This is a genomic window from Okeania sp. (assembly GCF_035285525.1).
Taxonomy (GTDB): domain Bacteria; phylum Cyanobacteriota; class Cyanobacteriia; order Cyanobacteriales; family Microcoleaceae; genus Trichodesmium.
On record NZ_JAYKGW010000104.1, the window covers coordinates 13,748 to 29,264 of the forward strand.

General features: G+C 35.9%; 13 protein-coding genes. 10 read left to right on the top strand and 3 right to left on the bottom strand.

Annotation, left to right across the window (positions count from 1 at the left end):
• Positions 1-114: 114 nt before the first annotated feature.
• Entirely contained in the window at positions 115-480 is a 366-nt protein-coding gene (locus VKJ25_RS09720) for a carboxymuconolactone decarboxylase family protein (RefSeq protein ID WP_324236429.1), read from the bottom strand.
• A gap of 939 nt (positions 481-1,419) precedes the next feature.
• On the opposite strand from VKJ25_RS09720, the gene VKJ25_RS09725 reads away from it, so the two are divergent.
• Both VKJ25_RS09725 and VKJ25_RS09730 read left to right on the top strand, forming a co-directional pair.
• Entirely contained in the window at positions 1,420-5,475 is a 4,056-nt protein-coding gene (locus VKJ25_RS09725) for a multicopper oxidase domain-containing protein (protein ID WP_324236430.1), read from the top strand.
• 180 nt (positions 5,476-5,655) lie between these two features.
• Entirely contained in the window at positions 5,656-5,949 is a 294-nt protein-coding gene (locus tag VKJ25_RS09730) for a hypothetical protein (RefSeq protein WP_324236431.1), read from the top strand.
• A gap of 288 nt (positions 5,950-6,237) precedes the next feature.
• Here the strand turns inward: VKJ25_RS09730 and VKJ25_RS09735 are convergent, their stop codons facing one another.
• Positions 6,238-6,504 (bottom strand): transcriptional regulator, encoded by a 267-nt coding sequence (locus VKJ25_RS09735; protein WP_324236432.1) that lies wholly within the window; start codon positions 6,502-6,504, stop codon positions 6,238-6,240.
• Between the two features lie 185 nt (positions 6,505-6,689).
• Between VKJ25_RS09735 and VKJ25_RS09740 the strand changes: the two genes are divergently transcribed.
• The 6 genes from VKJ25_RS09740 (at position 6,690) to VKJ25_RS09765 (ending at position 12,438) form a co-directional block, all read left to right on the top strand.
• Positions 6,690-6,893 (top strand): DUF3285 domain-containing protein, encoded by a 204-nt coding sequence (locus VKJ25_RS09740; RefSeq protein ID WP_324236433.1) that lies wholly within the window; start codon positions 6,690-6,692, stop codon positions 6,891-6,893.
• A gap of 141 nt (positions 6,894-7,034) precedes the next feature.
• Entirely contained in the window at positions 7,035-7,589 is a 555-nt protein-coding gene (gene ybeY, locus VKJ25_RS09745; protein ID WP_375340322.1) for an rRNA maturation RNase YbeY, read from the top strand.
• Between the two features lie 91 nt (positions 7,590-7,680).
• On the top strand, positions 7,681-8,190 hold the full coding sequence (locus VKJ25_RS09750) for a diacylglycerol kinase family protein (protein WP_324236435.1): 510 nt from the start codon (positions 7,681-7,683) through the stop codon (positions 8,188-8,190).
• 471 nt (positions 8,191-8,661) lie between these two features.
• Positions 8,662-9,249: an anthranilate synthase component II gene (locus VKJ25_RS09755; protein WP_324236436.1), complete on the top strand. Its 588-nt coding sequence runs from the start codon at positions 8,662-8,664 to the stop codon at positions 9,247-9,249.
• A gap of 566 nt (positions 9,250-9,815) precedes the next feature.
• Entirely contained in the window at positions 9,816-10,607 is a 792-nt protein-coding gene (locus VKJ25_RS09760) for an MBL fold metallo-hydrolase (protein ID WP_324236437.1), read from the top strand.
• A 640-nt stretch (positions 10,608-11,247) separates the two neighbouring features.
• Entirely contained in the window at positions 11,248-12,438 is a 1,191-nt protein-coding gene (locus tag VKJ25_RS09765; RefSeq protein WP_324236438.1) for a glycosyltransferase, read from the top strand.
• Between the two features lie 217 nt (positions 12,439-12,655).
• Here VKJ25_RS09765 and VKJ25_RS09770 read toward each other — a convergent pair whose 3' ends face one another.
• Positions 12,656-13,963: a pentapeptide repeat-containing protein gene (locus VKJ25_RS09770; protein ID WP_324236439.1), complete on the bottom strand. Its 1,308-nt coding sequence runs from the start codon at positions 13,961-13,963 to the stop codon at positions 12,656-12,658.
• A 413-nt stretch (positions 13,964-14,376) separates the two neighbouring features.
• Between VKJ25_RS09770 and def the strand changes: the two genes are divergently transcribed.
• Together def and VKJ25_RS09780 are read left to right on the top strand one after the other, a co-directional pair.
• Positions 14,377-14,946 (top strand): peptide deformylase, encoded by a 570-nt coding sequence (gene def, locus VKJ25_RS09775; protein WP_324236440.1) that lies wholly within the window; start codon positions 14,377-14,379, stop codon positions 14,944-14,946.
• Positions 14,947-15,149: 203 nt separating this feature from the next.
• Entirely contained in the window at positions 15,150-15,350 is a 201-nt protein-coding gene (locus VKJ25_RS09780; RefSeq protein ID WP_324236441.1) for a hypothetical protein, read from the top strand.
• The last annotated feature ends 167 nt before the right edge of the window (positions 15,351-15,517 follow it).

The following is a 15,517-nucleotide window of genomic DNA, read 5'->3' on the forward strand; positions in this document are numbered from 1 at the left end:
TGACCAAAGTAAAGATTTTTGAAGCTTTAGAATCTAACTTCAGTGCTTCAACCAGAACCATGCTAGCACAGTTTAATAATTCTCCCTCATGGAAATTGTCAAAAATGCTGGTAATTACTTTGGTGGGAATAATTCGTTTAATTCCTCTTTTAATTCTCCGAGAGCGCCGAAGCAACCTGCTGCTTTATTAAATCCGGCATAAACACAGGTGAATACTAGCAGTTCCTCTATTTCTTCCAAAGTAGCTCCTTGAGACATTGCCATTTTCACATGAGCGCCAAATGGGTTTCCTGGACCAACATGATCTTGATTAACCACATCTATTGCTACTGTGATTAGAGCTTTGGTTTTTTGGTCTATTATGGGTAAACCCCATGCTTCTCCTGCTACACGAGTACAAAAGTCCCCAAATTTAGGATTTATGCTATTTAAGCCTTCTTGAAGTGCTTGGTCGTCCAATACCGCGTTTTTGTATGCCATAGTTTTAGTTGCTTGCTCTAGTTATCTTTAATTTTTGTCTTGTGTTTAAGGGCTGCGATCAAATTAGCCTTGTCCTCCATCATCACCTTCTGATATTGAGTGAGTAGATAATCGTTACTATATTTAATTTAAGATAATGTGGACAAACTAATTTATTGTCCTTATGACTTACACAGAAACCCCATCGAACCAGGAAATTTCCCTATCTGAACAGCAAAACAATAATTAGGGCAATAAACTCCCTTTATTGCTTGGGCGTGCGTAAGTCCTAGTCCATATTAATCTACTTTTCGCCGCTCGATCTACTAACTTTTATTAGCTTTGCCCTAGAAAATTGTTTCCTATCTAAATCTAAACTATCATTAGTTATTTATCTTTTTTTATTTCCAAAGAGAAGTTTAATATTTTTTTTATAAATGTTATATAGCTTATTGTAGCTTTTTGAGTTAGCATATATTAGTTATTCGTAAATCAAGACTTACCCAAAAAAACTGGTTTTAAAATAAATTAATCATTGTTTTTGACAACAAACGTCTATACTATAAGTAATCCTAAATGAGTTGAAAAAACTGTATGGATTTGGTTTCCACATCCCATTATGAAGCTTGGTTTGGAGACCAAACGTTAGATAAAATATTACAATTTAAAATAGGCATAACTTACGCAAGTGAACCCAGAAACCGGGTTGTTTTTCCTCAATATTTATTGTTAAAAACAACGATTTATTCTAAAAACCAGGTTGCTTTGCCTAAGTCCTGATAGGATTACTAACGGATTGGAACGGCGCTCGGAATATAATGATTCGAGCTTTGCAACTTATCTACTATCACTTTAATCGGCGATCCATACAGATTCAAAGTTGACTACTTTTGGTGAACTTTGAGTAGGTTAAATGTTCCACTTAATTGTATGAATTTTACGGAATAGAAATTATTAATTATGGCTGACGTTGCACTAAGAGACGCAAAAATTATTGGTCAAGAAAACTTTGAATTATGGAGTCAAGGTTTTGATCCAAATGGTTATCTAGACGTATTGCCTCACCCAGATATAGTAGTTCCTTTTAAGAACCCTATTGAACAGTGGCAAAACAATCCAGAAGGAAGCGGTGGAGATTACTTTTCGAGCTGGGGTCCAGATGAGATATTAGATGTACAACTCTCAATGGAAGAGATAGATGAATTAGAGATATCAGGTTTAGGGATTCTGAAGTCAGGAGATGGATTAGTTGATTGGTTGCCTCGTCTTAACCCTGATGACGGACTACCTGTTTTCGATGAAAATGGAGAACTTCTACCTAGCTTCACCCCTTATGAACTACTTAGAGGCTATCAGGGTACTTTTCCTGATGGTACAATTTCTGAGCCAATGATTCCAGGGCCAACTTTAGTGGGTGAACCAGGGGACAAGTTACAACTTACTCTGACAAATAATTTAACAAAGGTAGAGGAAGCAGGAAATACTACAGCAAATGTATCATCTAACCTACATACCCACGGTTATCATACATCTCCTCTCGGTCATGGTGATAATGTTCTACATTTACTAGATTCTGGAGAAACCTTTGAATATGATATTCAGATTCCTATAGACCAAACTGCTGGTCTCAGTTGGTATCACCCTCATTTTCATGGATACACCAATACTCAACTAGCAGCAGGGTTAGTAGGTATGCTGCAAGTTAACCCTAGATTTGATGAACCAGACCTAGATAAATGGAATCCAGCTTCGGAAAATTTCTATTTGATGAGCCTTAATACTTTTGGTCTTCAGCAAGTAGATAGACCAGGTTCACCAGACGACCCCCTCAACCAAAATCCTGATATTTCTTTGCCTGCGGGTACACCTATACAAATTGAAGGATTGACAGATAATGGTTTGCCGATTTATGAACTATCGGATGCTGTATTTATAGGTTATAATGCTAAACCACTTCTCTATGACCCCGAACAACCTTTGGGTAGAAATGAAGATGGTACAAATAATCCAAATTTATTTGAATATGGCGGTGGTGTTTTGCAGGCACCAGCAGAAAACGTTATTCATACTATTAATGGTCAATATAACCCGACACTTGAGTTAAAAACAGGTGAGTTACAAACATTTTCACTTTTGAATGCAGATGTTAATTCTCACCATATTCTTCAGTTATATAAAGAAGAAATCGGTCCTGATGGGGAAATAATTCTCGAACTCCAAGATATGACTTATGTCGGTCTTGATGGTGACTCTTTCCCTGGTCGCGCGACAGAAGAAATTCGTAGAACTTTGGAAGACTCACCAATTTTCCAACCAGGACAACGGATCACTATAGATCATTCTTTTACAGAACCTGGTACATATTATTTGTTATCTAATGGTACGCCAGAAATTGTTGGTGAAGATAGTCCAGAGTTAATTCAGACAATGACCAATAAATTGGCAGAAGGTCAGGAAGCTCAGGGATTTGATGACGGTCACTATACTTGGGGACCCCAGGTTTTGATGACTTTTGATGTGACGGGTGCAGAAACTGCTGCGGCTCCGATTCCAGAAGCTTATGATAGCCTCACAGAAACAGTTAATGCAGTGATAGATAGAATAAATGCAGCAGAGAATGGTGTTGGTGTTGACCGAGAACGTACATATATTTGGAGTGCAAATATTGGTGGAGCGATCGCTGAAGGTAATAATCCTGATGACTTAGAAGTAAAGACATTCGAGGGAACTTACAAAATTAATGGTGGGTATTTTGCTGGAGAGAATGAGACTCCACTAGCGATGCCAATGTTAGGTACAGCAGAAATATGGAATGTATTTAACATCTCTGGTTTCAACGAAAACAACTTTCCTGAAGGGGTTCCAGATATTCCCCTTTTAGAATGGCATCCATTCCACATTCACCAAAATCCTTTTACAGTTTTAGATATCAACGGTCAGCGACTGGCAGATTTAGATAATACCTATCTACCATATATAGAGGGTGATACTATTGCTCTACCTCCGAGTCATCAGGAGGGTACAGTCACAGAAACTAACCCTTATGGTGTAGCAGAAGTTGCTGGTAACGCTTCCCTAGTCAGAATGTATATGGAGTTCAATGACTATGACGGTAGTTTTGTTAACCATTGTCATATTCTGTTCCACGAAGATGCTGGTATGATGGCAGTTGTGCGGGTGATTCTGAATACAGATGATACTTGGTTAGGGTTAAGCAATGAAGAGGGAGATGCTAATGGTACAAGTATAGAACTACTCCGGGGTAGCGGTGTCACAAGACCTAGTTTGAATTTGAGACCTTTTGGTTCCGATTTTACAGGTGGGGTAGATATTGATATTAATGATGTCAACTTTTTGCTACCGTTTGCAGGCAATAATGTTAGCGATAATACCACAGATGTTGTGGCGATGGAAATTGAAGGGGAGCATACAGTTAGAGTATTTGATGGTAGGTCATTATTTAATCTGCAAGCACAGGGGATAACAGATGTTGATGGTAATGATACTAGCTTACAAATTGTTGAATTTAATCCTTTCCAAGGAGTAAATGGTATTGCAGGGGAAAAAGCTTCTGTTGCTACTGGGGATATTACTGGCAATGGTTTTGCTGACATCGTTACGGGTATAGTTACAGAAAATGGGGTATTGATTGAGATTTATGATGGTGAAAATTTTGGGCTGCTTACCAGTATAGTTGTTGATGGATTAATCTCTGATATAGATGGTTTAGAGAATAATCTCAATGTAACTGTGGGAGATGCTGCTGGAGATAACTTTGAGGATATCTATATTGCTAATCATGGTAAGTTAACGATTTTGAGCGGTATTGATATTGAGAACAAGATTGCAGCAGGTGAAGACATTCAGGCAAGTCATGTAGCAGCGTTAGATGAGCCTATTAGTCCCTATGGAGAAAATTACACCGGGGAGATTGAGATTACCTCTGGTTATGTACTCCAGCGACCTGAACCAGAAGATGATAATCCTCCTACTGAAGATTTTTATCTCCGTGAAGAGGCTTTTGGTACTACTGTTCAAGGTAATAATGCTAATATTACTACATTGGCTGTTGATACGGAACAGTTGGCAGAAGGTGATGAGCAAGTCAAGATTTGGACTTACCTTGGAGGAGGACACCACGGACATGGAGGAGAGGATGCCGCTAGCGATAGCACACATACTAATCATAACCTAGAAGCCAGTCAAGTAGAGAGTAATGATGAAGGGACACAAGCAGAGTCTAATCTGCCAGTTCGTCTAGATGCTGCATTTACCCCTGAAAGTGCAATTACCAATATATCTGGTACTTTTGCTGACGTTCCTGGAAATCAACGAGGGGAACCTGTTTTATTTGTTCAAAATGCAGAAGGAACTCGTGAGATATTTCAAATCCGGGGTGGAAATCTCTTGGGTGAAAATACAATCGGTACCACAGGAGATGATAGTATTGATGGAGGTAATAATGGGGACAATATCTACGGACTGGAAGGAGATGATGTCCTTAATGGTAATTTGGGGAACGATTTATTACACGGTTTTCAAGGTGATGATTCTCTCAATGGTGGTGCAGGAAACGATTCTTTCCGTGGTGGAAAAGGTGACGATATTCTGACTGGAGGAGAAGGAGCAGATATTCTCAATGGGGAACAAGGAGATGATACCCTGACAGGTGGAGCGGGTACGGATTTATTTGTTTTCGATACCGATCTGGTATTCGATACAAGTACATTAGGTGTTGATTCTATAACTGACTTTAATGAAGCAGAAGATTTAATCGAACTCGATGCTGTGACTTTCACCGCTTTTGATACAACAGAGAATATGCAAGCTAGTTTTGCTGTTGTCTCCAGTGAAAGTGATGCTGCTACATCAGAAGCATTTATTGTTTACGATGGTACAAGTGGTAATTTGTACTATAACGTTGATGGTACTGTTCCTGGTTTCGGTAGTGGCGGTCAGTTTGCAACATTAGAAGGTGCGCCAGCGTTAGCCGCTGAGAATTTGATTTTGGGTTAGACAGGACTTACGCAGATGAACCCAGAAACCCGGTACGAGGGTAGATTATTACTGCTCAAAACAACGATTTATCCTAGAAACCGGGTTTCGCGTGGGTAAGTCCTATTATAATTAGTCAAGGGTGGGAAATGGAGTGATGTTTCCCACTCTATTCAAATACAACTAATAATTTTCTCAACTTTGAAATACATTATTTTTTCAGTTGCTTTATTAATGTTTTTATTTGCTGTTGCGCCTCCCGCAGCAGCATCTTTTTGTCGTAACTACAACGGTAATAAAATTTGTATTTTTAGCATTAAACGTAGTGCTAAAAACTATTGGGAATATCGAGCGGAAGTAAGTATTAATGGTGTGAAAAAGCCATTAGAAATTTATAATTGTCGTACTCGACAAAAAATTCAAAAAAATGGCAATATTATTAAATTTACACCTAATGGCGCAGGTCAATTAATTTGTAATGTTCTGAATAAATAGGGTTTGTTGAAAAATTCTTTTTTAAGGAGTAGGAGAGCGGAGAAGTAAAAGAGCCGGAAAGTATTTTTTTTCTCAACTCCTAAAATGGTAACTTTTTTATTTTTCGGGAACCGTGCATTAATAACTGAAAACTAGGTAATTTGTCCAGACCGAAAAAGGCACTTACCTTTATCTATAAAGACTTTACTGAGAAGCAAGAGAGAATTATATAACAGATAGTTGAAATATTCCACTTCTGTTTTGAAATTTTCAAGTTCCATATTTCAAAGTTAAATTTAACCTATAAACCTAAAATTCTTGACAATTTGCCTGTACAATTTTTCTAACTTCTCCAGGTTCTAATTTCATTAATTTCTGAGTTGCCTGAATTTGAGTGGGTTGATTTTCTAATTGTTGACGCTCAATTAATTCCCATTCTTCTGCTGTTTTTGTGTAGCGCCTAGATGTAGCTCTATCCATATTTAAAGATGTAGCAACTTCATTCAGAGATTCCCACCCTGGTTGGTTCCGCATTCTATGTAAATAGCGAGTCATTATATCAATATCAATTTTCATAGTTTATTTTTCTAGTTATTTTCTACAATTAAAATTATACTAAATTCAGCCATAGAAGTTACACCAAATTTGAAACTAAAATTGGTGAACTATACAAAACTTAATCTTATTGTTATAGTAGTATTAATTTCCAGGTCATCTTGGAAAAATAATGACTGCTGGAAAACTTTAACCCACTAATTTTTATGAGTAATTTATCTTCATCAGCGGAAAACTCTGAACCAAAACAGACAGAAACCAATATTTCTAAAACCGAACCAAAACCCAGTTATGTCAAACTAGCCATGAGAAATATGGTGAGAAAAGGTGGTACATCTATCAAACATTTTGCCTTAACAGCTATTACACTAATAAGTATCTTAGTTGCTCTTGCCTACCTAACCCGTTAACAAAGTCAGAAATCAAAAGTTGTTTTTGTAATGGGGATTTAAGCCTCGCTCCAAAAACGTTCCCCCTAAAAAAGCAGAGTTTTAGACTCAATTATTTTAATAATTAAAACTCTATTTTACAACGGAAAGGAGAATTTACGGTTGTATTTGATAGTAAACATTCAGGATTGTTTTTGGTCGTCCTCTCTATTAGAAGTAGAAAAATTAAAACTTCCAGATCATAGGGACAGAAATTGTCCCATATCTTTGCAGACTTGGGAATATTGGTTCCAGAAATGGCTAGAAATTATACAACCAGAGATTCCGCTGTGTCAAAACTACGAAATTAGTCTACGTCTGACAGATGACTCAGAAATCAAAACCCTGAACAATCAATATCGTTACCAAAATCAGCCAACAGATGTTTTGGCCTTTCCTACTCTAGAAATAGATTGTCCTCAACCAGAAATAGATTCTGATTTACAACTATACCTAGGTGATATAGTAATTTCTATTGAGACAGCATCTCAGCAAGCCATCAAACAGGGGCATCCATTAACCACAGAATTAGCTTGGCTAGCTGTTCATGGCTTTTTACATCTTTTGGGATGGGATCACCCTGATGAAGAAAGTTGGCAAGAGATGGTCAAACAACAGTTATTTTTACTTCATGCTGTGGGAATTACTATAGAAGAAGAAGTCATTATAGACAATTGATTAAGTTCATAAATCATGAATAATTATTCATATATCAATTATCCATTATTTATGAGTCTTGCATAAAAAATTAAACTGAGGCGGATAGTTTATGAAACTCAATGAGTCATCAATCTCCTACGATCAAGTTCCTTTCTTACATCAACCAAAAAATTCTGCTACTTTGAAACCAAATAATTCTCAACAGACATTAAAATTGAATAGGGAATTATCTTGGAAAGTAGCAAATAATATTTTTAATAGTTTCAAATATGCCTGGGCAGGATTGTCTTATACTTTCCAAACTCAACGTAATTTTCGGATTCATACTTTTATAGGTACTCTTGCTATTAGTTTAAGTATTTTATTGAAGTTACAACCAATAGAAACTGTTGTGATTCTGTTAACAATTGGATTAGTATTGGCTATGGAATTATTGAATACTGCCATTGAGTCCCTGGTAGATTTAACTGTTAAACAGCATTACCATGAATTAGCAAAAATTGCTAAAGATTGTGCGGCTGGAGCGGTTTTGGTTTCAGCAATAGTGGCATTACTTGTTGCTAGTTATTTGATTTTACCTCCTTTATTATATCTAGTTATTTCTGCTCTTGGCAGTTAACAATTAAATTCTTTGTTATCCTTGACTAGAAAATATTTGATTTTCATAACAAATATTACTTTTACTATAGCAATTCCCAATAGGTTGTCACAATTCAAAAACTAGAAAGAAGCTCCGAAACACCCACCTTTTCCTATTCCCTAAAAGTAACTAAATTTTTGACACGAATCAAATAGGATTGCTATAGAATTGTAAATATAAAACACTAAAAGATGGTATGATTTCAATTATCCATTATTAGTACCTTCGGTTAAGGCTAGAGACGTAAGCATTTCCTGCGGAATGCTGGGCAAATAGCCGTTAGCTATTAGTTATTAACTCATCTTTTGAGGAGGAATGAGTTTTCAAGAAGTCAAGTATAAATAATCAAGATAATCAGCTAATCTTCGTTGAAAAGCTGATAGCTGAATGCTTACCTGGAGACTGAAGATATTATTTGTGGTTAATTAGGGAATAAAGGAGTAAGATAAGTTGATTATAGTTATTGATAATTACGATAGTTTTACCTACAACCTAGTACAATATTTAGGTGAGTTGGGTGCAGAATTAAAAGTTGCAGCTAATGTTAAAGTTTACCGGAATGATAAAATTTCTATAGCAGAAATTAGGGAGTTAAAACCTGATGGAGTTGTGATTTCTCCAGGTCCTGGTCGTCCAGAAAATGCCGGAATTTCTCAAGCATTAATTCAAGAATTAGGTGATAATTTACCTATCTTAGGAGTGTGTCTTGGTCATCAAAGTATTGGTCAAGTATTTGGTGGAAAAATTGTGGCTGCTTCAGAATTAATGCACGGTAAAACTTCAGAGATTTATCATAATCAAGTAGGAATTTTTCAAGGATTAGATAATCCAATCATTGCAACTAGATACCATAGTTTAGTGATTGAGAAGGAAAGTTTTCCTCAAGTATTAGAAATTACTGGATGGGTTGAGGATGGAACTATTATGGGTATTAGACATAGAAATTATCCTCATATTCAGGGGGTACAATTTCATCCCGAAAGTATTTTAACTAATTCTGGAAAGTTATTGTTGAGAAATTTTTTGGTAGAGCTTTGAAGTTAAATTATTACTTTATTTTTTTGATACAGGGGGTTCCATTTTTATTGAAGTATAACCAATCGCAGGCAAGATGCCCTATGAGATTTTTACCAAAGAATTAATAATTAAATAATTAAATAACTCAGGTTTAAAGCCGACCCTTTCAAAAGTAAAAAAATAAATTTTTTCCTGTTATTCAATCCTATCTGTTTTTAGGGAGAGGTAATTATCAATTATCCATTATTGCATATTTACCTTGTATTTCATTTGCCAGAAATATTTTGTAAAACGATAAACTAAAGATTTCATTGATAACTGATAACTGATTAAAACGCTCCCCAGTAAATTTGATTATTACTATTTTTAGTATCTGTAGAATCTGAAGATAAATTAACATCAACAATCTCCTGATTTGGAAAAGATGTAATTCTTAATTCATCACTTATTGTTATAATATTTTATTGTCAGGAATTTGGAAACCAAACCAAAACTCAAGATGGGATTTGGAAACCAAATTCCTACATTTTTTTTGACAAATTATTCTATATTGTTATAGCGTCAAACTTATAGTCAAATAAATTAAGATGAAACGACGAAAATTTATACATTATCTACAGACAAGTTTATTAGCTGTAACTGGAATAGGTTTAATCTCTAAAATTCACCCTTCTTATGCACAAACAGAAGAATCTTTAACTATTAAATGGTTAGGACATACTTGCTTTTTATTTGAAGGTGGAGGTACTAAAGTATTAGTAAATCCTTTTCGTCAAATAGGTTGTACTACCGGATATCGAGAACCAAAAGTAGATACAGATTTAATATTGATTAGTAGTAGATTATTTGATGAAGGAGCGGTAGAAGGTTTTACAGGTAATCCCGGACCAATATTATTATATGAATCTGGAGTTTATCAGGTTAATGGTAGCCAAATTCAAGGTATCCGCACCATAAAAGATAGAGAAGGTGGACGTAGATTTGGTACTAATGTTGCTTGGTTATGGCAACAGGCCGATATTAAGATTTTACACTTAGGAGCATTAGCTAGTTCTATTGGTATAGAAGAGAAAATTTTAATGGTCCGTCCAGATGTCCTATTAATTCCTGTAGGTGGTGGCCCAAAAGCTTACACTCCTTTAGAAGCAAAACAGGTTTTGGAAGTGCTAAAACCGAGAATTATAATTCCGACTCACTACAAAACTGAAGCTGCTGATGAAAGTTGTGATATTGTTCCTTTAGAAGATTTTCTTTCTGTGATGGAGGGAACTCCAGTCAAAGTTGTAAATCAGGATACAATTTTTATTACCAAAGGTGATTTACCCCCAGAAGGCACATTAATAGAAGTTTTAAGTTATAAATTCGATCCGTTACAGTAGATTTTAAGCATGAGAAGTACATATAAAAATAATTAAATCTATAGGACTTACACGGGAGGAACCCGGTTTTTAGGAGAAATGGTTGTTTTGAGCAATAGATGTCTATGAGAAACCGGGTTTCTGGGTTCATCTGCTTAAGTCCCGATTTATTATTAGCGATCGCTATCAAAAGATAAAAATATTTTGAAAATACCTCATTCAGAAGTAGAATAAGAATGGGGTTTTTTAGTAAAAAAAAATAATCACATTTAAAGTTCAAAATCAGATTTTTTGTCTATACTTATTTATATATCAGGACTTACGCAACTGCAACGTATTTTCGTCCGATACGACCGAAGGGAAATAATCTCAAACCCCTGTTTTTCCTACCTCATCGGTAAGTCCTATATATATCAGGACTGACCCATGCGAAACCCGGTTTCTAGGGTAAATCATTGTTTCTGACAGCAAACATCTATGAGAAACCGGGTTTCTGGGTTCACCTGCGTAAATCCTGTATATTTAAAAATCGGGTTGATGAGAGTAAGGCAAAAGGTATAGCAATCCTATAACTACTCCCTATTCCCTACTCCCCCACTCCCTCACTCCCTCACTCCCCCACTCCCTCACTCCCCCACTCCCTCACTCCCTACTCCTTAATATGAATTTAACTTTTTGCATTATTGTTAAAAATGAGGAAAAAAATTTGCCAAAATGTTTGGCAAGTGTGAAAAATGTGGTAGATGAAATAGTTGTTTTAGATACAGGTTCCACAGATAGAACTCCAGAAATAGCTAAAGAGTTTGATGCCAAAGTACATTATTTTGAATGGTGTAATGATTTTGCAGCAGCACGGAATGAAGCTTTGAAATATGTTACAGGTGATTGGGTTTTAGTATTAGATGCTGATGAATATTTATCACCAAAAATAGCTCCATATATTAGAGAAGCTATTCAAAGCAATCACCACATTTTAATTAATTTAATTAGAGAAGAAATAGGGGCAAAACAGTCTCCTTATTCTTTAGTTTCTCGTCTCTTTAGAAATCATCCAGAGATAAAATTTTCCCGACCTTATCATGCCATAGTTGATGATAGTATTTCTGATATTTTAGCAAAACAACCTGATTGGCAAATAGGTTCATTGCCAGAAATAGCAGTTTTACATGAAGGTTATCAAAAAGGAGAAATTACTTCTAAAAATAAACTGGAAAGAGCCAAGGCAGCAATGGAAAGTTTTATCAAAAATAATCCTAATGATGCTTATGTTTGTAGTAAGTTAGGAGCTTTATATTTAGAAGTTGGTGAAAGAGAAAAAGGAATGGAATTATTGTTTCGAGGTTTGCAAGATTTAGAAGTAGATAAAACTGTTTTGTATGAGCTAAATTACCATTTAGGAATTGCTTATCGACAAAAGCAAGCAACAGAAATGGCAAAGCATCATTATCAAATAGCAACTGAGTTAAATATTTTGCCTAAATTGAAGTTAGGAGCATACAATAATTTAGGTAGTTTACTGAAAGAAGAAGGAAATTTAGAGGCAGCCAAAATTAACTTTGAAATTGCTTTACAGATAGATCCTAATTTTAAAATTGGTTATTATAATCGAGGTATGGTATTAAAAGAAATGGGTTGGTTTACAGAAGCGATCGCCTCCTATCAAAAAGCAATTCAAATTGATGCTAACTATGCAGAAGCTTATCAAAATTTGGGAGTTGTATTGTTCAAAGTTGGTCAAGTATCAGAAAGTTTAGAAGCGTTTGGAAAAGCTATTAGTTTGCATGAAAAATATAATCCTATTGAAGCAAAGCGACTAAGAGAAGTATTAAAGTCAATGGGTTTTGTGTTATAAATGCGCGACATGAAAAGCGGAGCATTCCCTATACGAAAACGCCCCTACAGATGCTATAAACAAGACTTACGCAAAGAAACCCGGTTTCTGCGATCAACCGGGTTTCTGGGTTCGTCTCCGTAAGTCCGGATAACTATATTGTGATATCATGTCCGGATAATCAGTGATAAAAAAACCTTTTCCCTTCTGGCTTCTGGCTTCTGGCTTCTGCCTTCCATTAACGTCCTAACTTATTTGGAATACCTTCACAACCACCTGGAATAGTTTTTCTACTTTTTTCTCCAGACCAAGCACAACAATAATAACGTTGTTCCTCAGATAACCGCTTAACTCCAGTAAAGTTAACATTTTCCACCACAGCACCAGTGTAAGTACCAGTCTGATAGTTAGGTACATGAGTGCGACCGCGAGGAGTAGCACTTTCAGCAGTACCATAGAAAAATCTTGCTCCCCTCAAATCAGCACCTATCAAACTTGCTTCATATAAAATAGTACGCGAAAAATTAGCCTTTACCAGATCGCAACCCTCAAGGTTAGCTCTCACCAGATTAGCATCACTTAATTCTGTCCAGCGCAAATCTGTTTTACTTAACTCAGCACCAGCTAACATTACTCCTAAATCAATAACACGAGTACCATGTTCCCGATCTTCAGCATAACCACCTTGACCATCAAATATGGGACGACCTAATAAGCGATCGCGCTTAATAGGTGTCAGCAGTCTAGATTGAGATAAAAACCTAAGTATTTTGGCTTTCCCCTCACCATCCACACTTTTAATAATAGCTGCTGTACGACCTTCAGCGATCGCCCGTTCCTGTGGCCAATCTTCCAAAAAACCTTTTTCATCCATTGCTAACTCAGAAACCCCTTGAAAGTAAGCATCAATAGTTTGTTGTTGAGTAATGCGGTTTTGTTGAATAGTTAAATCTTTAGAAATAACATATTGTCGCCAAGCTACATATACAGCAATAATAGCAATTAAAATTTGACCCAACGCACCAATCAGTTCCCCTACTGCTCCAATAGCATCCCAGTTAATCTGGATATTCCGACTACCAACTTCCCCGTTTGCCCCACTTAACATCAGCAAACCGACTATTGCTGCCAAGATACCAAAACAGGCAATAACTAGATCCCGCCAAGCTGGGGGAATCATAGTCTTCCAGACTTTACCCCAACTAGGCCAAATCATTCGGATTGAAGCTACCATCGTGACAATAGCACTGGTATAACCAAGTAGTACATTATCTATAGCTAATCCTAGAATCATAATTGCGATCGCTGCTAGGGCAATAATAGATGCTAATTTATTTCCTAGTCTTCTATCCTTTTGATTTTCCGCTAAACTATTGTGTTTGCTAGAAGCGGGCAGCATTTGTTCTATTTCGTTATCAATGAAATTTAACTGGTCTATCGCTGTTGTTTTTACAGGAGTAATTGCTTCCTGGGTATCATTTAGACTTTCTAATGTAGGACTAGAATTAGGATTATTAGTTGGAGAATAGTTATGATTATTATTCATAGCATTTTTTCATCCCCTGGAAAGGGAAGGCTGGAGACCTTATTTTTTGGTCAAATACTTTATTATAAGTTAAGAAAGGAAATAGATAACATAAAACAGGGAGTCAACAGGATATATAATTAATTTTGCTGATGAACGAATACTATTTCTCTGTAACGATGCACTTAATAATTATTACTCAAGAATGGTCAAGATTTAGGCAAAAAATTAAGAAACTGGGTTTATTACCCTGATTATTTTTGTTCAAACCCGGAAATTTCTTTGAGCAACCAGGTTTCTAGATAAATTCTAATTAACAATTTGTCTCAGTGTTTATGCACAGAAACTAGATTTTTTCTATTAGAATAAAAGTAAGAGGTAAAAAAATACCTATAAAAAATCAAGATGTAGCGATTTTAGTAAATTAAAATTTTATGAATTCTCAAGTTCAAGTTACAGTTAATAAAGAAAAACTAAAGAATCCGCCCTTAGAAATACATTATTTGGGCGATCGCTCTTTACGTCAGTCAGCCAAGCGAGTTGCTAAAGTAGATGATGATATTAGGCAATTGATACGAGAAATGCTCCAAACTATGTATAGTGCTGATGGTATTGGTCTAGCTGCACCCCAAGTGGCTGTCCAAAAACAAGTTATTGTGATTGATTGTGAGCCAGATAATTCTGCTACCCCCCCTCTAGTTTTGATTAATCCTACAATTAAAAAATACAGCAATGATATTTGTGTGTTCCAAGAAGGATGTTTGAGTATTCCAGGGGTTTATTTAGATGTTAAACGTCCCTCAGTTATTCAAGTTGCTTATAAAGATGAAAATGGCCGTCCTCAAACTCTTCAGGCTAAAGAATTATTATCTAGGGCAATCCAGCATGAAATGGATCATCTTCAAGGAGTCCTTTTTGTAGACAGAGTAGAAAATAAATTGGCACTTAATGAAGAGTTAGCTAAACATAAGTTTTCTGCCAAAGCAGTTAAATCTATTACTTAAATCTAAATACTTCAGTATAGTAATCCCCGTGCCAAAGAAACCAGGTTTATGGGTCTTGGACTATTCCCTAGAGAAAACTTAAATAGTAATCCCCGGCCTAAAGAAACCCGGTTTCTTTAAGAAACCGGGTTTATGGGTCCTGTTTTTTCTACAGATGTGATTTCTTATGGCTATAAATAAATTTGTAAATTTGGACAAAAAATATGGTAGGAACTCCTAAATCAACTTTATTTCTGGGTGGGTCTTGTGTAGCAGCGATCGCTGCAGTTGGCTCTATTTTTGAGTTATCCTCTGGAGAACCAGAGCTAGGTAGTTTAGTAACAGGGGTAATTCTCAGTTTAAGCATACCTCTAGCAGCTTTACTTTTTTATTTAGCCATTCAAGACGCTAAAGCAAATCAGTAAAAAATTCCACGATAATGAATAATTTTCCATTGACAATTGCTCATTTTTTCCAACTTCTAAATAGTAGGGCAAAACTATTTATATATAATTTCGTCTCTAAGTTTGACAGATTTAGAAGTTAATGCACAATTAATTAATTTTGCTTAAGCACTTAGTTTCAGGAATCG

What these genes read in the sequence shown, in the direction of transcription:
- VKJ25_RS09720 (WP_324236429.1), bottom strand. Translation starts at nt 480, where the DNA reads ATGGCATACAAAAACGCGGTATTGGACGACCAAGCACTTCAAGAAGGC.
- VKJ25_RS09725 (WP_324236430.1), top strand. Translation starts at nt 1,420, where the DNA reads ATGGCTGACGTTGCACTAAGAGACGCAAAAATTATTGGTCAAGAAAAC.
- VKJ25_RS09735 (WP_324236432.1), bottom strand. Translation starts at nt 6,504, where the DNA reads ATGAAAATTGATATTGATATAATGACTCGCTATTTACATAGAATGCGG.
- VKJ25_RS09740 (WP_324236433.1), top strand. Translation starts at nt 6,690, where the DNA reads ATGAGTAATTTATCTTCATCAGCGGAAAACTCTGAACCAAAACAGACA.
- VKJ25_RS09750 (WP_324236435.1), top strand. Translation starts at nt 7,681, where the DNA reads ATGAAACTCAATGAGTCATCAATCTCCTACGATCAAGTTCCTTTCTTA.
- VKJ25_RS09760 (WP_324236437.1), top strand. Translation starts at nt 9,816, where the DNA reads ATGAAACGACGAAAATTTATACATTATCTACAGACAAGTTTATTAGCT.
- VKJ25_RS09765 (WP_324236438.1), top strand. Translation starts at nt 11,248, where the DNA reads ATGAATTTAACTTTTTGCATTATTGTTAAAAATGAGGAAAAAAATTTG.
- VKJ25_RS09770 (WP_324236439.1), bottom strand. Translation starts at nt 13,963, where the DNA reads ATGAATAATAATCATAACTATTCTCCAACTAATAATCCTAATTCTAGT.
- def (WP_324236440.1), top strand. Translation starts at nt 14,377, where the DNA reads ATGAATTCTCAAGTTCAAGTTACAGTTAATAAAGAAAAACTAAAGAAT.
- VKJ25_RS09780 (WP_324236441.1), top strand. Translation starts at nt 15,150, where the DNA reads ATGGTAGGAACTCCTAAATCAACTTTATTTCTGGGTGGGTCTTGTGTA.